Source organism: Geodermatophilus obscurus DSM 43160, assembly GCF_000025345.1.
GTDB lineage: Bacteria > Actinomycetota > Actinomycetes > Mycobacteriales > Geodermatophilaceae > Geodermatophilus > Geodermatophilus obscurus.
Map to the genome: position 1 here is coordinate 382,134 of NC_013757.1, position 16,850 is coordinate 398,983.

A 16,850-nucleotide genomic window follows, 5' to 3' on the forward strand; every position below is an offset into this window, starting at 1 on the left:
CCGGCGTCAGGTGCCGGCAGGGGACGCGGGTGTCCACCGACCGACCGGCCTCGTCCGGGGCGACGACCGGCCCTCCGGTGAACTCCGGCCATGGGCAGCGAGCGGGAACGGGCGCTCGATCAGTTCGCGGACCGGATCTGCCGCAGCGACCAGCCCCGCCGTCAGGAACGGGAAGAACCCCGCGTTGAAGGTCAGGACGTTCTCGCTGATGAATGCGGTCACGGCCTGTACGAGGAGGACTGTCGCCCCGACCGCGGCCAGCGGCTGGCCGCGCACAGCCTGGTGGCCCAGCCCGAGGATCAGGATCCCCAGCATCGTGCCGACGAGCCAGCCCGTCTGGGTCAGGACGGCGACGTAGGCGTTCTCGGCCGTGACCGCCTCGGCGAAGGAGTTGAGGGCGGCCGACCCTCCGGTGCCCCACCCGTACCCGAAGAACGGGAAGGACTGGAACAGCTGCAAGCTGTACTCGAGGGCTGAGTAGTGTCCCAAGGTCGATGCGTCCTCGCCGCTCAGGATCTTCCCGATGTAGTCGCCCAGGGGCCGGACCACCGCGGTCACGAGCAGGAGCGCGACCACGGCTGCTGCCACCCTCAGCAGTGTCCGGCCGACGCCGTACCGGAGAGCGGCCAGCGCGGTGAGCCCCGCCGCGGCCAGCAACCAGCCGTTCCTGGTGAAGGTGAGCAGCAGCGCTGCCGTGATCGGCAGGATGACGAGGTGTGGATACCGCAAGGCCGACCGGTGGGCAACGGCGAGGACGAGAGCTGAACCGAGCACCTCACCGGCGGACAAGGGGTCGCCGAAGGTGCCGGTCAGTCGAGGGAAGCCCGCGGACGTGAAGAAGTTGCCCGGCAGGTCGGTCACCGGATCGACGAAGAGGGGCTGGTCCTTGACCTCGACCCAGTACCGTCCCACGCCGACCGTCTCGGAGACGAAGGACCGCGGGAAGGCCAGCTCGACGAGGGCGTACACCGCACCGGCCAGCACCACGTAGACGGACGCCACAGCGACACGCCGCCGCTCGTCCCGGCTGAGCAGGGCCACGCAGCCCAGCGCCAGGACGGGTAGCGAGGCACCCCGCATGGCGGCCAGCTGCACCGCCAGGGGAGCGGGAGAGTCGAACAGCACGTACACCACGGCGCAGAGGCTCAGGAAGGCGCCGACGAGGAGCGGAACCGCCCAGGCCTGCCGCTTCTGCTGCATGGTCCTGAGCGCCAGCACCGCCAGGAGGGTCCAGGCGAGCAGGTCCTTCGCGCCGATCATGGGGCGGATGAGCGAGCTCGGGACTCCCGCGACGTGCGCCAGGGCGAAGACGTGAGAGCTGAAGACGACGATGGCGATGATCACGGTGAGTGCGAGCCCCGGCCACCTGTGGCACAGCTGCAGCCAGCCGGCCACGACGAGGAGCCCGACTGCGGCGGCACCGAGGAGGGGCTGGAGGACGAGCGCCACACCGAGCATCGTGGCGATCACCGCAGTGAGGACCAGCCACGCCGCGTCCCGACGTCGCATCGCCACCCGGTGTCCCATCGCCGGTCAGCGTATCTGCGGAATGGCTGGGGGACCCGGTCCGAGGTGCGCCGAGCCTTGCTGAACACCGTGCCCCGCCCACTGGAGTGACCTCTGCCGTACAGCGGTGTGCCAACCGCTCGTCCAGGACGGCGGCATCATGGAGAGATGGCCGGGATCGGTGCAGGATGGGACGGTGAGGGCCACCGTGTTCAGCGCTCGTCGCTCAGTCGCCGCCGCCTCCTGCGCGGAGGGGTCGTCGGTGCGGGCGTGCTCGCGGCCGGTGGGGTCGTCATCGGCTTGGACAGTCGGGTCGCCGACGCTCCGAGCCCGAGGCAACCCGCGAACCAGGGCCTGGCGGTGACCGCACCCGAACCCTCGGGTGAGGACGACTCGGCGACGCTCGCGGCGCTGTGTGTGGGACGGCGGGACGTCCACCTGCGGAGTGGGGCCACGTACGTCATCGGCGCGCGTGACGCGATCAGCGAGACGGGGTTCAGGGGTCGGATCGTCGGACACGGGGCCACGCTCAAGTTCGCCTACGCCGGGCCGTGGTCGGAGACCTCCTCCGCCATCAACGGGCTCCGCGACGTCACGTTGCGGGACCTCTCCATCACCGCACCGGACGCGAACCTGTTCTCCGTCTTCCGTGACTGCACCAACCTGCGCCTCGAGCACGTGACGGTGTACGCGTGCTCTCCCAAGCTCACCTATGCACTTCCCAGGGACTTCTCGGCGCACCGGATCCGTTGGACCTCCCAGGGAGACGACCCTGAAGTCCTCGACGGGTCGTTGTACGTGCCGGACGCCGGTCGGTTCTCTCTCACCGACTTCGATTACGACGCCGGCTTCAACGGCCGGACAGGGGCCATCGTGTCGGCTGTCGCCACAAGGACCGCTCCCGGCGCCACCGTCCACGTTTCGAACGGCCGGGCCTTCACCGCGGACCTGCCAGGGCACAGCGCGGACGGGTTCATCGACATCGAGCCGGTCGGGGCCACTCCCCTTGACCACGTCACCATCCGCGACGTAGTCCTGTACAACACCAGTTGTTATCTGACCGGGGCCCGCAACATCACGGTCGACAACTGCACGTTCGTCTACACGGCCAACAACGCCAGTGGTCGAGCCATCCCGTTCGTCGTCTACAACAACAACGTGGTGAAACCGCCCCTGGGAGCTCTCAACGTCAGGGACTGCCGGGTCGAGTGGACCGCCGGCAACCCGGCTGACCAGAAGATCGGCGTCATGACCTACCAGTCGCATCCAGGGGCGGTGGTCAGGTTCACTGACAACAGCTATCACTTCGATCCTGCCGGAGGGCAGGTCGCCCAGGACCTCTACTGGGTCAAGGACGGCGCTCCCGCCATCATGGTGATCCGCGGTGACGCGATCCTGGATGCGGGCGATCTGGCGGAGTCGCAGGCGATGATCCGGACGGACTCGACCGTGGGCAGACTGCTGGTCCGCGACATGTCGGTCAGCGGGACCTTCGCCCGGAAGTTGAGGGCTGGAGCCACCGGTGGCGGCGGGGACGGCCACCTCGTGGTCTTCGAGAGCAACGACTTCACCGGAGCCACGTTCACCGGACCCGACTCCGTGGAGTCAGGGGTCACGCTGAACCGCCAGCACTCCGCGGACAACGCCGGCATCGAGTACTGACCGCTCGCCCCGCAGCTGAACCGCGCTGGGCGCGGCCCGTCAGGGACCCGGCCCACGCCACCGAGGCCGAGATCGGGGGTCCACCACGACGGTGACTGCCCGCAGCCTGCAGATCGCCAAGTCCGACAGCGATGACCTAGGGTCCCTCCATTCGGGCTCCTGCTTGCCATGACGGACGGTGTAGAGGACGGACTGGAGCGACATGGACCTCCAAGGAGTACTCGCCGCCCTCCGCTCAGGGTGGTGGTTGCTCGTCATCGGGATGCTCTTCGGCGGAGCTGCCGGGCTGGGGGGGAGTCTGCTCCAGACTCCGGTGTACGTGTCCTCCACACAGTTCTTCGTCTCGACCACCGGCTCCGCGTCCACGTCAGAGGCCTACCAGGGCAGCCAGTTCTCCCAGGAGCGGGTCACGTCCTACGTCCGGCTCCTCACCGGCGACGAGTTGGCCGGACGGGTCGTTGACCGCCTCAACCTCGACATGGGGCCTGAAGAGCTCGTGCAGCGGATGTCGGCGACTGCGGCCTCGAACACCGTGCTGATCGATGTCTCGATCTCGGACCCGTCGCCGGAACAGGCGCAGCGCGTCGCGACAGTGCTGGGGCAGGAGTTCCCTCAGTTGGTGTCCGAGTTGGAGACCCCCGACGGCGGGGGGAGTTCTCCGGTGAAGGTCACGGTCACGGAGCGTCCCGAGGCGCCGGCCACCCCGGTGGCACCGCGGCCGCGTCGCAACGCCGCCCTGGGCGTCGCCATCGGACTGCTCGTGGGGATCGGCCTCGCGGTCACCCGCGTGCGTCTGGATCGGACCGTCAAGGCCCTGGACGAGGCAGCATCGCTCGTGGGCGCTCCCGTGATCGGCACCGTCGTCCGTGACGCCCACCTCGAGAAGAGGCACATCGCCGACCGTCGCGGGAACCGCCGGACGGCGGAGGACTATCGCCAGCTCCGTACCAATCTCCAGTTCCTCAACGTCGACGCGCCGCCGAGAGTGATCATGGTGTCCAGCGCGCTGCCGTCGGAGGGGAAGACGACCGTCGTCGTCAACCTGGCCTTGGCGCTCGCCGACGTTGGACAGCGGGTGACCTTGGTCGACGCCGATCTGCGACGGCCGCAGGTGACCAGCTACCTCGGTCTGGTCGGGGGTGTCGGGCTGACCAACGTTCTCGCGGGAACCGCGGACATCGACGACGTGAAGCAGACCTACGGTGAGGGCCTGTCGGTGGTTGCGGCTGGTCCCACACCGCCGAACCCCGGTGAGCTGCTCGCCTCGAGCAACATGGCGAGGCTCGTCGAGAAGCTCCGCGGGACAGGCGATTTCGTGATCATGGACGCGCCCCCTCTCCTCCCGGTGGCTGACGCCATCGGGCTCGCTCCCGCACTGGACGGCGTCCTGCTGTCCGTCCGGTTCGGCTGCACGAGGAGGGACCAGCTGCAGCAGGCTGCGGCCGCGCTCTCGCGAGTGGGGGCCACGACGCTCGGCGTGATACTCAACATGCTGCCGCCGCAGGACGAGTTGGCCGCCGCATACGGCTACGGCTACGGCTACGAGAGGAGTGCCGCGGGGAACCCTGGGACCAGGGAGGGAGCCGTCCCTCAGCGGTTCTTCCGGCGAGTGAGGTCGAGCAGGAGGCGGCACGGGCAGCCCCGTCGTCTGTCTGCCACCGGACAGGACAGCTGAGTCCGAGCCTCACCCGGATCGATCGGATGACGTCCGGTGGCCCATGCCCCTCGAGGGGCGGACCGGGAAACCCGCGCCGACCCTCGACGGGACCCGACCAGAGCGTCCTCGCCGACGGTCGCAGGGCGGGCCTCGTGCCGTCACGGGTTCCTGGCGAGCCGCCGTGATGGTCGATGCGCCGGCGCGCCCCTATAGTGACCCGGCGTCCCCGAGGACGTCCGGCCAGGAGGTGAGGTAGTCGGCTACCCAGGATGCCCCCGCGCAGGACGACCTACGCAGGGCAGGTGCCAGGAGCGCACTGTGGCAGGGGCTCGCTTTCACGCTGTCGAAGGCAGCCGTCCTCGTCACGACCGTCGTCCTCGCTCGACTGCTCGCGCCTGAGCAGTACGGCCTAGTCGCCCTCGCCCTGGTGTTCGTCACCTACGCCCAGACCGTGGCGGACGCCGGGGTGGCGCAGGCGCTGGTGTACCTCCCGCGGACTCCTGCGACCGTCCGAGCCGCGACGTTGTGCGCCCTGCTGGTCGGGGCGCTCCTCGTGACCGTCGCGATCGTGGCCGCGCCGCTCGTGGCCGTGTTCTTCCAGCGTCCGGACGTCGCACCCCTGGTTCGACTGTGTGCCGTCTCGTTGCTCGCAGCCTCGGTCGGTTCCGTGCCCGAGGCGTTGCTCCGTCGTGACCTGCACTTCTCGCGGATCACCGTGGCGAGAGTCGTCAGCGCGGTGGCCACGGGGGCGACGTCCATCGGGCTGGCTGTTGCGGGTGCCGGCGCCTGGGCGATCGCATGGGGAGCGGTCGTCGGTAGCACGACCGCCGCCGTGGTCTCGTGGATCGTTCTTCCCACACGCCCCGATGCCCTGCTGTGGCGTACCACCCGGTCGGACGTCCGCGCTGTCCTGGCCTATGGCGTCCCGGTAGCCGGTGCGTCCCTCCTCGGCAAGTTCGTCTTCGATGCCGACTACCTCATCATCGGCCGACAACTGGGTGCCGAACAGTTGGCGTACTACACATTCGCGTTCAAGCTCCCCGAACTGGTCATCCTCAACGTCTTCTTCGTCCTTCTCTCTGTGACGTTCCCTCTGTTCACGCGCACCCGATCCGACCCGGAGCGACTGCGTCGCGGCTATCTGTTCAGCGTCCGGTTGCAGTCGCTCTACGGGGTCGTGGTCGGCGTGGGTCTCGCGGTGACGGCCCCACTGGCCGTCCAGGTGCTCTTCGGGGAGGCATGGGCTCCAGCGGCCGGGGCCCTCGTCGCTCTGGCCCTGTACGCGGCACTGCGCACGATCGGTGGTGGAGCGAACGAGGTCTACAAGGCCCTGGGGCGTCCCGGTATCCCCGTGGCGATCTCGGTGGTCCGTCTCGTCCTCCTCGTGCCGGTCCTCCTCTTCGCGACGAGGTGGGGCATCGTGGGCGTGGCCTGGGCCCAGGTCGCCCTCGCGGCAGTGTTCGCCATCGCCATGCAGGCCGTGGCCCTTCGCGTGCTCCGATTGGACGCACGGCGCCTGCTCCAGGCCCTGGCGCCGGCCGCTTCGGTGGCTCCTGTCGTCGCCTTGGTGGCGGGATTCCTCGTCCATCTGCCGTTCACGCCGGTCCTCGCCCTCGTCGTCGCGGTGGCCGGCGGTGGGGCCGCGGCAGCCGCCGTCCTGGCGGTCGCCTACCCAGCTCTGGTCAAGGACGTCCTCGGTCTCCTGCGCCGGCGCTCGGTCGCCACCTGAGCCCCAGAGGAGGCCGGGTCCCCTGCTCCGGTGCTCACCGGCCGGCGGTGCCGGCCACGCGCCGCGGGAGGACGCGCCAGCTCGTTCCGCCAACCGCGGCCCCGTGACGAGGTGGTGCAACTCCACGTGTGCTCCGGGCATGTCCGTTGATTCCCCCCGCCCCCGGCGAGTCGATTAGCGTGACCGTCCCGCCAACCCGACGACCAGACCGATCGGAGTTGCCATGGGGTCTGCGCCCCCGAGTGATGACTCGGGGACCCGTCCTCGGCCGCCGTCAGTCGTCGGGCGCGGCGCGCCCGTGACCGCGGAGCCATCCCCTTCGCTCCAGCTGCATTCCTGGCGGAGGCTGGACTGGCGCTTCCTGCTGCCCGCGCTGGGGGACGGTCCGGTCGTCCTCGCCGGCCGCCCGGACGAGGAGCTGCGGGCGGCGCTGCCGCTGCTCGGTCTGCCCGTCCACCGTGTGACGTCGGACCAGGACTGGGAGGCCGTGGGAGGAACCGCGAGTCTGGTGGTCCTCATCGACCCGACCCCGAAGGACCTGGGTAGCGCAACAGGGGCGTGCCGCCCCGGTGCCTCGGTGTACGCCGAGGTGCGCCGATCCCTGTGCCGGCTGCAGGGACCGTGGACGCTGATGGGCTGGCGGCGCGCCTTCGCGGCCGCTGGACTGGAGGAGGTGAGCGCGCACTGGCATGCCCGCACCATCGACAGGTCGGCCAGGATCATCCCGGTCGAGGCCCGCGGTGCGATGCGTCATGCCCTCGCTCAGCACCAGGGCAGCTGGTTGCGGCGCATCCTGGCTGCGACGGCTCGCGCCGCCGTAGGCGTGGGGTTGCTCCCCGCGCTCATCCCCGAGGGCAGCGTCGTCGGCCGTTACCCGGAGGTGGCCGAGGGAGCAGGTAAGAACCTCGTCGAGCGGGTCCTCGCCGAGAACGTCGACCGGCTGGGCTTGAGCGCCGTCGGGCTGGGGGCAGCGCTGGAGACGGCGTTCCTGACACCGCGTTTCGTGACTTCGCGCCACGTGGTGGTGCTGGTGTATGCCAAGGGAGAGAGCCGGCCTCGACTGGTGGTCAAGGTGCCGCGCCAGCCCGACGACAGCCGGGGCGTCCGCCGCGAGGCCGACATGATGCGGCGTCTCGCCGCTCTCCTCGGCCCCGACCGGTTGCGCGTTCCCGCGGTCCTCGGAACCGTGGCATGCGACGGGCTGAGCCTGCTGGTCGAGTCAGCGATCCGAGGCGCCGTCCTGACCCCTCCACAGGCCCACCGCCACTTCCGGACCGTTCTCGCAGCAGGCACCTCGTTCATCGGCGCGCTCCCTGTCGTCCGTCCCGCAGGGGAGAACGCCGACTGGTACGGCCCGGCCGTCGAGCGGCCCCTGGCGCGGCTGGCCGAGATCGCACCACTGGCTGGGGAGACCGCCGCGCTCTGCGCCCGCACGCACGAGCTGCTGGCGCCACTCCGGTCGGTGCCGCTGCCGGCGGTCTTCGAGCACGGCGATCTGGCGTTCCCGAACCTCTACTTCGGAGGCCGGGACACCAGGCTCGGGGTCATCGACTGGGAGCGCTCGACGACGAGCGGCGTTCCGGGTCACGACCTGGTCTTCTTCCTGCAGTTCGTCAGCGAGTCGCGGTGGTCGGCTTCCACCTGGCCCGCGCAGGTGGCAGCCTTCCGGGACGCCTTCGTCGGCCCCGACGCCTGGGCGGTGCCGGTCCTCCGCGAGCACCTGCGTCACCGTGGGGTCGATCCGACGTCGTGGGGACGCCTGGTGGTCATGACCTGGGCCCGTACATCCGCCACGCTGGCCGATCGGCTCGTGCTGGACGAGGACCGCGACGACCTCTGTCCGTCGGCGGCAGTGGAAGCAGCGGTCCGCTTGGAGCGGGAGACGAGGCTCTGGCGTCTCGCCGTGGAGTTGGCTGAACGTGGCGAGCTGGGGGATCGAGCGGGCTCCGCCTGATCCCTTGATCGCTCAGCGACGCCCGACCGGGTCGATCCGACGTCGTGACCACTTCTCTGCAGCGGCGCCGCAGGAGCGCGTCGTCCTCGCGTCGGCATGTAGCCTCCGTCGACGCCCGTGTCCTCGTCGACGCTCGTCGGGCGGTGCGCAGCCGCCAGTCACTCGGGGGATCGGATGCCAGACAGTCGAAGTCGCGCCGCCGAGGTCGCCGTCGTCGACCATGACGTCCACGGTGTCCTCCGCGTGAGGCTGCGCGGTGCGCCACGACACATCAGGGACGAAGTGACCCGGGAGCTCGGGCCATCGGACGGCGCGCCGTCCGGCGAGCCGGACATCACGGTGACCTTCACCGACGAGCCCCGCCCCGTGGGTCCCCTGAGGCTGCTCGGCCTGCGTCAGGCTGCCTTCGACGATGCGCACTTCTACCTGCTGGATGGAGCAGGACACCGTGCGAGGCTGGACTTCTCCCGGCTCGGTGACCGGTGCGAGGTGGTGTGCGATCGCCGCATCAGTCACATCCCGCTCCTGATCCCGATCGTGGGGCTGCGCCTGCTCCTCAAGGAGCACGTCCTGCTCCACGCGGCCTCCTTCGTCCACCACGGGACCGGCGTCCTGGTGACCGGCTGGCAGAAAGGGGGCAAGACGGAGACGATGCTGCCCTTCATGGCGGCCGGAGCCGACTTCGTCGCCGACGAGTGGACCATCGTCGGGGGACGCGAGCCGACCCTCTCCGGCGTCTCGGGCGTCGCACGTCTCTGGGACTGGCACCTCCGCCAGTTTCCTCAATACTGGCCGCTCATCCGTCCGCGGGCGCGGGCGCGGCTTCGCCTCTGGCGGCTGTACCGCCGGCTCTACGGGCTTGCTCCCGGCCTCGACCGTCTGCCCGGCCGTCCGGGTCGAGGCCTCCGTCGCCTGAGCATGGACGGCGGAACCGACTGGCAGGGGGTCGACCAGATCGATCCGGCAGCACTGTTCGGCGACCGGGTCCGGCGCGGGCACGTCTCGCTCGACCGGGTCTTCCTGCCCGTCGTCGGTCAGGAGGACCGCATCGAGATCCTCCCTGTGGCGGGCGCGGAGGTCGCCAAGCGGATGGTCAGCTCACTGGCCTTCGAACGCGCGGCCCTGACGACGGCCTACCTGCAGTTCCGATTCGCCTTCCCTGACCGCACCAGCCCGCTGATCGAGACTGCGCGGGAGCGGGAGGAACGAGTACTCGGACGAACCCTCGCCGACGTTCCGGCGTTCGAGCTCAGGCACCCGTACCCGGTCGCGCTGCAGGATCTGTACGAGGCCGCTGCACCGTACTGCTGATCCACTGGTCCTCAGCCTGCCCGGCTACCCGCGGCTTTCGGCCGACTCCGCCCGGGCCTGCTGCGGGACCCGCCGGGTTGCCGTGGTCCCTGCCCGCCAGGCGCGACCTGCCGGCCAGTGCTCCCGGATGACCTCGATCGCCTGGCGGCGAACGGTCTCCGCATCGGCTCGGGCGTCGACGGTGGCGTGTGCCGGGAACTGCTCCAGCATCATCCGGTAGGACCGCCGTAGACCGTCCAGGACCTCGACGGAGTGCTCACCCTTGCGCGCGAACAGCACCTCGGGCGGGGCATCCAAGAGGATCATCAGGTCAGGGGTCGGCGCCAACAGGCGGACGGCGAGCGCGTTGAGACGGCCGTTCAGGCCGGTGGCGCGGAGCCGGACCTCGTGTGGGGTCCTGTCGAGAACCACCAGGTGCCCGAGTCCGCGATACCAACGGGCGGCCATCCCGATGCGGGCGACCCGCAGCAGTCGTCGTAGCCGCGGTCCTCCGCGGACGCCGTCGACCCAGCTGCGACGCTCCCTCCGCTGCCAGAGCCCGCTGTAGACGTAGTGGACGCGGACCGGTAGGGCAGCGGCGAGGCTCCTCGCCAGCGTGGTCTTGCCGGCACCGTCAGGTCCGAGGAGGGCGATGCACATGCCCCGCCGGACCATGCGTCCACCTCCACCCAGTGGCTCCCGGTGGGCTCAACGTACACAGTGCAGCGCGAGGGAGAGCGGACACCTGTGCCGGCACGAGGAGTTGCCGGGGACGATCGGACCTCCGGCGGCCCAGCCGTGCTCGACGGCCGATCTTCCACCGACTGCGTCATCGACCTGACGGGACGCCCGCCCAGGATGCCTCTGCCGCGGAACGGGACCGCATGCCTCGCTCGCCACACGCGGATGTGAGCGGACCGGTGCAGCGTCCCCGGCGTCACGGCCAGCAGCCACCCCGTGCGTCGTCCTCGAGCGACCCGTTGTGCCCTCACCGGTCCGGGAGGACGGTCCGCCGCGTCCGCCGGTGCCCGGCTCGGGCTCCCCCGGCAGCAGGCCGTGGGAGAACGGGTTGACGCTGCATCCCGGCCGCGGCCAGTCTGCCCAGGCCACCAATCCGGGCGCGGCGTCGGTCCAGACCCGTCATCGCGTCCGCGGACGACGAGCAGGGGACGCAACATGGCTGCTATGGCAACGATCCCGGCGTTGGTTCACGGGTGACACCCATGAGCGCCATGCTGACCAGCCCCTCCGACCTGGCCGGTGTGCTCGACCTGACCGCCCGCGGCGGGGGTTCCTGTCGGCTCTGCGGACGACAGCTCACCGACGTCTTCGTCGACCTCGGCATGTCACCGCCGTGCGAAAGCTACGTCCCGGCGGAGAAGCTGGAGTCGCCAGAGGTCTTCTATCCCCTCCGGGTCTGGATCTGCGCTGAGTGCCTGCTGGTCCAGCTGCCCGCGCACCTGCCGGCGGAGGAGATCTTCTCCGACTATGCCTACTTCTCCTCCTACTCGACGTCCTGGGTCGAGCACGCCCGGGTGTTCACCCAGCACGCCGCCGAGCGGGCCGGGCTGACGACCGACAGCCTGGTCGTCGAGGTCGCCAGCAACGACGGCTATCTGCTGCAGCACCTGGTGGCCCGCAGCATCCCGGTGCTGGGCATCGAACCCGCGGCCAACATCGCCGCCGTAGCCGTCGAGCGCGGCGTCCCCACACACGTGGCCTTCCTCGGTGAGGAGGAGGGACGGCGGGTGCGGGCCGACCGCGGCCCTGCGGACCTCGTCGTGGCCAACAACGTCTTCGCCCACGTCCCCGACGTCCGTGACTTCAGCCTGGGGCTCGCCGCCCTGCTCGCCGACGACGGGTGGCTGAGCATCGAGGTCCCGCACCTCATGCGGCTGATCGAGTTCGCGCAGTACGACACGATCTACCACGAGCACTTCCAGTACTACAGCCTGTTGACCGCCCAGCGGGTGCTCGCTACGGCCGGTCTGGTGGTCGTCGACGTGGAGGAGTTGGCCTCGCACGGCGGATCGCTGCGCATCTGGGCGCGCCATGAGCCGGCTGCGGGCGGGGAGGTCTCGGACGCCGTCCGCGACGTGCTGGCCGAGGAGGAACGGCGGGGCCTGCACACCCTGGCGGGTCACTGCGGCTTCGCCGGCGCGGTCGCCAAGGTCAAGCGTGACCTCGTCGGCTTCCTTCTCTCGGCGGCCGAGCAAGGCAAGCGGGTCGCCGGCTACGGAGCGCCGGGGAAGGGCAACACGTTGCTCAACCACTGCGGTATCCGCTCGGACCTGGTGCGCTACACCGTGGACCGCAACCCGTTCAAGCAGGGCAAGTACCTGCCCGGCACGCACATCCCGATCCTGGCCCCCGAGGCAATCACCGAGGACCGACCGGACTACGTGCTCCTGCTCCCGTGGAACCTGCGCGCCGAGATCACGCAGCAACTGGCGTACGTGCGCGAGTGGGGCGGCCGGATCGTCGTCCCCATCCCCCGACTGGCGATCGACTGAACACCTGGAGCCGCAGCGTGGAGATCTCCCGCACGACGAAGCCCCGCTCGCTGCGTGCAGGGGACGTCATCGAGGTCCGCTCCGAGGAGGAGATCCTGGCCACCCTCGGGCCGGACTCGACCATCGACGGACTGCCGTTCATGCCCGAGATGCTGCGCCAGTGCGGCTCGCGGTTCACCGTCGACAGCCGCGCGGACACGACCTGCTTCTACGGAGCCCTCCGGGGGATGGAGTCGGCGGTCCACCTGACCGGGATCCGCTGTGACGGGTCCGGGCACGGGGGATGCCAGGCCGGGTGCCTCGTCTACTGGAAGGAGGAGTGGCTCCGGCCGGTCGATCCATCCCGGGACGACGCCCGGACGTCGCGGCCGATCGCCCTCGCGCCGCCGGTCCGCCGCGACGGATGCACGCGCGACGACGTCTTCCGAGCGGTGCACCCGCCGGAGAGCCCCGACGGCGAAGAGCTGTGGTCCTGCCAGGCGACCCAGGTCCGTGCGGCCACCAGGCCCATCCGGTCCTGGGACCTGCGGCACTACGTCCGGGACGTTCGAAACGGCAACCTCCGGCCGGGGACGGTCCTCCGGAGGATCCTGCCTTCCCTCCTCTTCATGTACCAAGGCATGAGTCGGCGGCGCCTGCCGCGGTGGCTGCAGGTGGCATCCGGCGCGGACATCCCCTTGATCCACGGCACGTTGACGCGGACGCCCTCCGTCGACCTGGACCTGCAACCGGGTGACCTGGTCCGAGTGAAGAGCCGCAGGAAGATCCGCACCACCGTCGACCGCAAGGCTCGCAACCGCGGGCTCGCCTTCGACGTGGAGATGACCCCGTACTGCGGGAAGAGCATGCGCGTCAAGCGGGTCGTGCGGCAGATCATCGACGAGTGGACGGGGCGGATGCTGCGGCTGCCCGGGCACTGCGTGGTCCTCGAAGGCGGCGTCTGTCAGGCGCTGTACCACGGTCTGTGCCAACGCAAGACCGAGTCCTACTGGCGCGAGATCTGGCTCGAGCGCGAGACCCCGGCGGGCGCTGAGGAGTCGGCGAGGGCCGCCGCGGCGCAGAGCTGATCGAGTCGGTCAGGAGGCTGGCGTGCTCGTGGGACGAGGGGGGCACTCCGCTCGGGTAGGCATCAGGGTCTCCACCGATCGCCAGCACGCACCGGAGTGCTCGACCTCCGGAAGTGCCGACCGCACCTCGTCCAATAGGTCGGGCAGGAACAGCAGGACCTCGTCCGCGCGGGCCGCCACGAGTTCGTCCGGGCCAACCACGGGCAGCCCGACCCCCGGGATCAGCCGGCCTTGCTTGGCCGGCGAGGCGTCGGCCACCGCAGGGAGGAGTTCCGGGCCGATGCCCGCTCCGACGAGCAGCGGGACCGCTCTCGAGGCAGCGCCGTACCCGATGACCCGCCGGCCCTCGGCCGCCGCCTGCTGGAGATGGGCGCGAAGCGCCGCGACCCCTGCGGCCACCGACTCCGCCAGCGCGGTCAGGGCCGCCCGCGGGACGTCGCCGGGAAGGGGGACGGACACCGCCCTCGGTGCTACCGCGCTGCTGCGGCGCGCGGCCAGCAGACGGGTGCCGCCGTAGAGCGGGTGCAGCACCGAGGCCACGACCGTCAGGCCGCACTCGGCCAGCTGACGGGCCGCCACGGCGGTCGACGGGTAGGCGTGGTGTCCGTGGCGGAGTGCATTCCACTGGCCCAGCTCGACCACTGTCTCCAACGGCGGGAACACGAGCACCAGCACGCCGTCGGTGGTCAGGCACTCGACCCGGTGCCCCAGCCCCGCCCGCTGGTCCTCCTCGTGCATGAGCCCGAAGACGTCGATCACCGCGTCGACCGGCCCGGCGCCGTCGTCCTGTCGTACCTCCAGGCCTGCGGCGGCCAGCAGCTCCACCCAGCTGCCGCCGTGCGGGCTGCCGAACTCTCGCGCCGACGTGCCGGCCACGAGCAGGCCCTGGCTCAACGCCCACGCCACCGAATCCCGGGCGTGCGCGCTCAGCGCGGCGGGCTCCACCGCACGAGGCTCCTGCGGCACGGGGGAGCGGTCGGGCAGCTGCGCGAGTCCGCAGCCGTCGCAGGCCCACAGCCGGAGTGGGTGCACCGGGGCCGGCGGGTCACCCGGCCGCGGGAAGTCGTCACAGGCAGGCTGCAGCCCAAGGTCGAGGACGGTCTCCCCGTGCCCCGAACCGCACCACCGGCACGACGCCATCGACGTCATCAGCGCCCTTCCCGCGCCACACTGCATCCGTGCTGATCGAGCGCTCGGAGCTTGCCGACGTCGTGTGCTTCCTCCCCGAGACCCGGCACGAGGACGAGCGAGGCTGGTTCGTCCGGACCCTCGACGTGGCGGTGGCGGACCGTGCCGGCGTGGACGCCCGCGCCTTCCTGCAGGACAGCCAGTCGCGATCTCGCCAGGGCGTTCTGCGAGGCATGCACGGCCGGGCGGGTGCTGGCGAGGCCAAGCTGGTCCGCTGCGCACGCGGAGCCGTCCTCGACGTCCTCGTCGACACCCGGCCCTCCTCGCCCACCTTCGGCCGGAGCGCGACCTTCCGGCTGGACGACGAGACGGGACGACACCTCTACGTGCCCCCTGGCTTCCTCCACGGGTTCCAGGTGCTCACGCCGGAGGCTGACGTCTGCTATCGCATCGACCGCGAGCACGACCCGTCGGAGGACCTTGCCGTCCGCTACGACGACCCGGACCTGGCGCTCCCGTGGCCGCTGCCGGTGACCGCCATCTCCCCTCGCGATGCCGCCGCCGGTACCTGGCACGACCTCGTCCAGCAGCTGGACGGTGCCCCCGGCCGCTGAGGCGATGGCGATCAGCGCCACCGCATGTCCTCGGCGAGCCGCCCCTGGTGCTGCAGGTGCTTCAGCCACGCCAGCCGGGTGAACCGCTCGCGCAGCATCGACCGGGTCAGCCCGTAGCGGCGGTAGGCCGTAGCGAGTTCACGGGCGCCTTCCAGCGTCGTCCAGGTCGGCTTGAACGCCGGTACCGCCGTAGCGATGCGGCCGAAGTCGACGCGGTAGGAACGCGGGTCGCCGCCGAACTCGCCGGTGATCCGCACCGTGCTGCCGGGAACGGCCTCGGCGACGACCTCGGCGATCTCGGCCACCCGCCGGTTCTCGCTGTCCATCCCCACGTTGAACGCCTGGTCGTGGACCGCCTGCCGGGGTGCCTCCAGGCAGGCGAGGAAGGCCTCCGCAATGTCGCGGGCGTGGACCAGCGGCCGCCATGGGGTGCCGTCGGACTTCACGACGATCTCTCCGTCCAGGACGGCAGAGGCCACCAAGTCGTTGAGGACGATGTCGGCGCGCAGCCGCGGCGAGAAGCCGAAGGCGGTCGCGTTGCGCAGGGACACCGGTTCGAAGTCGTCATCGGCCAGGTCGTGGAGATCGGCCTCCACGCGCACCTTGCTCTCTGCGTACGGCGTCACCGGAGCCAGCGGTGCCGTCTCGTCGAGCGGCTCCTCGGTCCCGGAGGCCCCGTAGACGCTGCACGTGGAGGCGTAGAGGAACCGGCGCACGCCGGCGTCCCGGGCCAGCCGGGCCAGGCGGGTGCTCGCGGCGTGGTTGATGTCGAACGTGACCTCCGGGGCCAGGCTACCCAAGGGATCGTTGGACAGCGCTGCCAGGTGACAGACGGCGTCGAACCCGGCCAGGTCGTCGACGGTGACGTCCCGGAGGTCCTGTCGAACCAGTGGCGGCCGCGTCGGCTCCGGGCCCAGCGTGGCCCCGATGAACAGGCCGCTGTCCAGGCCCACGACGTCGTGGCCTGCACCGGCCACGACCTCCGCCATCACGGTGCCGAGATAGCCCTCGCTGCCGGTGATCAGGACGCGCACGGGACCTCCCGGTCGGAGCGGGTCGCGGGAGGTAGCCCCACGATGATCTTGTCGCACCAGTAGGCCTCGGCGTACCGCTGGTGGCACTCGACGCCGCGCAGGCGCATGAGCCCGAGGAACGCCTCCCGGTCGAACCAGTCGCGGTCCCGCTGGGACGGGTAGTGCTCGGCCAACAGCTCGAACTTGCGCGCAGCGACCTCGGCGGGGACGGGCAGGTGCACGGCCGGGCGGCCGAGGTCGCCGTCCCACTTGGCGATCTCGTAACCGAGTACCAGGTGATCACGGAACACCGTCGGCGTGAGCTCGGCGACCAGTCGGTGATCCTGGTGCAGGTCCTGTCGGCAGGGGCTCAGGACGAGGTCGGCGCCGCCAGCCGCTCGTGCCCGGGCGCCCGCCCCCTCCAGCGCCTCCTTGACGGCGTCCCAGTGGGCCGGCAGCCGGCCGTCGGGCAGGTCGAGCACGGTCACCTCGAGGTCGAGCCCGGCACCGAACGCCTTGAGCGACGCATGGGCCTCAGACTCCCGGTCGGGTGTCGAGGACAGCACGAGGACCTGGAGGAGGGCACCGGGGCAGGACTCGGCGAGCTGCAGGAGGAGGGCGCCCGCGCCTATCTCGACGTCGTCGCAGTGCGCCCCGAGGGCCACCACGACGGGGGGACGGCCGTCCCCCCGGCTGAGCAGTGTCAGACCGCCCACC

The 16,850-nt window shown here is 70.8% G+C and carries 13 protein-coding genes and 1 pseudogene; 8 read left to right on the plus strand and 6 right to left on the minus strand.

Features of this window, described 5'->3' with window-relative positions:
* Positions 1 to 6: 6 nt before the first annotated feature.
* Entirely contained in the window at positions 7 to 1,527 is a 1,521-nt protein-coding gene (locus tag GOBS_RS01780; protein ID WP_012946592.1) for an O-antigen ligase family protein, read from the minus strand.
* 396 nt (positions 1,528 to 1,923) lie between these two features.
* On the opposite strand from GOBS_RS01780, the gene GOBS_RS01785 reads away from it, so the two are divergent.
* From GOBS_RS01785 to GOBS_RS01805, 5 genes are all read left to right on the plus strand, one after another.
* The gene (locus GOBS_RS01785; protein WP_166487249.1) at positions 1,924 to 3,168 is read left to right on the plus strand and encodes a hypothetical protein; all 1,245 of its coding nucleotides are present in this window, start codon (positions 1,924 to 1,926) and stop codon (positions 3,166 to 3,168) included.
* A gap of 202 nt (positions 3,169 to 3,370) precedes the next feature.
* The gene (locus tag GOBS_RS01790) at positions 3,371 to 4,843 is read left to right on the plus strand and encodes a tyrosine-protein kinase domain-containing protein (RefSeq protein WP_012946594.1); all 1,473 of its coding nucleotides are present in this window, start codon (positions 3,371 to 3,373) and stop codon (positions 4,841 to 4,843) included.
* A 298-nt stretch (positions 4,844 to 5,141) separates the two neighbouring features.
* Entirely contained in the window at positions 5,142 to 6,554 is a 1,413-nt protein-coding gene (locus GOBS_RS27005; RefSeq protein WP_208104443.1) for an oligosaccharide flippase family protein, read from the plus strand.
* A 298-nt stretch (positions 6,555 to 6,852) separates the two neighbouring features.
* Positions 6,853 to 8,508 carry an aminoglycoside phosphotransferase family protein gene (locus GOBS_RS01800; protein ID WP_041241281.1) on the plus strand — a complete coding sequence of 552 codons (1,656 nt, stop codon included), beginning with the start codon at positions 6,853 to 6,855 and terminating at the stop codon, positions 8,506 to 8,508.
* A gap of 339 nt (positions 8,509 to 8,847) precedes the next feature.
* Positions 8,848 to 9,819, plus strand: a complete 972-nt coding sequence (locus tag GOBS_RS01805; protein WP_166487250.1) for a hypothetical protein — start codon at positions 8,848 to 8,850, stop codon at positions 9,817 to 9,819.
* Between the two features lie 24 nt (positions 9,820 to 9,843).
* On the opposite strand, the gene GOBS_RS01810 is transcribed toward GOBS_RS01805, so the two are convergent.
* A complete protein-coding gene (locus GOBS_RS01810; RefSeq protein ID WP_012946597.1) occupies positions 9,844 to 10,473 on the minus strand; it encodes a nucleoside/nucleotide kinase family protein in 630 nt (209 codons plus the stop codon).
* A 548-nt stretch (positions 10,474 to 11,021) separates the two neighbouring features.
* On the opposite strand from GOBS_RS01810, the gene GOBS_RS01815 reads away from it, so the two are divergent.
* Together GOBS_RS01815 and GOBS_RS01820 are read left to right on the plus strand one after the other, a co-directional pair.
* A complete protein-coding gene (locus GOBS_RS01815; RefSeq protein WP_243697618.1) occupies positions 11,022 to 12,311 on the plus strand; it encodes a class I SAM-dependent methyltransferase in 1,290 nt (429 codons plus the stop codon).
* Between the two features lie 17 nt (positions 12,312 to 12,328).
* A complete protein-coding gene (locus GOBS_RS01820; protein WP_012946599.1) occupies positions 12,329 to 13,378 on the plus strand; it encodes a hypothetical protein in 1,050 nt (349 codons plus the stop codon).
* Positions 13,379 to 13,387: 9 nt separating this feature from the next.
* On the opposite strand, the gene GOBS_RS01825 is transcribed toward GOBS_RS01820, so the two are convergent.
* Together GOBS_RS01825 and GOBS_RS29920 are read right to left on the minus strand one after the other, a co-directional pair.
* Positions 13,388 to 14,323, minus strand: a complete 936-nt coding sequence (locus tag GOBS_RS01825) for a Rossmann-fold NAD(P)-binding domain-containing protein (protein ID WP_243697619.1) — start codon at positions 14,321 to 14,323, stop codon at positions 13,388 to 13,390.
* Positions 14,324 to 14,365: 42 nt separating this feature from the next.
* Positions 14,366 to 14,554: pseudogene (locus GOBS_RS29920) on the minus strand (hypothetical protein); the annotation flags it as partial.
* Positions 14,555 to 14,556: 2 nt separating this feature from the next.
* Between GOBS_RS29920 and GOBS_RS01830 the strand changes: the two are divergent.
* Positions 14,557 to 15,120: a dTDP-4-dehydrorhamnose 3,5-epimerase family protein gene (locus GOBS_RS01830; protein ID WP_012946601.1), complete on the plus strand. Its 564-nt coding sequence runs from the start codon at positions 14,557 to 14,559 to the stop codon at positions 15,118 to 15,120.
* 11 nt (positions 15,121 to 15,131) lie between these two features.
* On the opposite strand, the gene GOBS_RS01835 is transcribed toward GOBS_RS01830, so the two are convergent.
* Entirely contained in the window at positions 15,132 to 16,154 is a 1,023-nt protein-coding gene (locus GOBS_RS01835; RefSeq protein WP_012946602.1) for an NAD-dependent epimerase/dehydratase family protein, read from the minus strand.
* Positions 16,142 to 16,849, minus strand: a complete 708-nt coding sequence (locus GOBS_RS01840; RefSeq protein WP_012946603.1) for a PIG-L deacetylase family protein — start codon at positions 16,847 to 16,849, stop codon at positions 16,142 to 16,144. The genes GOBS_RS01835 and GOBS_RS01840 overlap by 13 nt, the downstream gene beginning before the upstream one ends.
* Position 16,850 lies beyond the last annotated feature (1 nt).

Bases quoted from the DNA above. Each gene is read 5' to 3' on its own strand.
- GOBS_RS01780 (WP_012946592.1), bottom strand. From the start codon at position 1,527: ATGGGACACCGGGTGGCGATGCGACGTCGGGACGCGGCGTGGCTGGTC.
- GOBS_RS01790 (WP_012946594.1), top strand. From the start codon at position 3,371: ATGGACCTCCAAGGAGTACTCGCCGCCCTCCGCTCAGGGTGGTGGTTG.
- GOBS_RS01810 (WP_012946597.1), bottom strand. From the start codon at position 10,473: ATGGTCCGGCGGGGCATGTGCATCGCCCTCCTCGGACCTGACGGTGCC.
- GOBS_RS01815 (WP_243697618.1), top strand. From the start codon at position 11,022: ATGAGCGCCATGCTGACCAGCCCCTCCGACCTGGCCGGTGTGCTCGAC.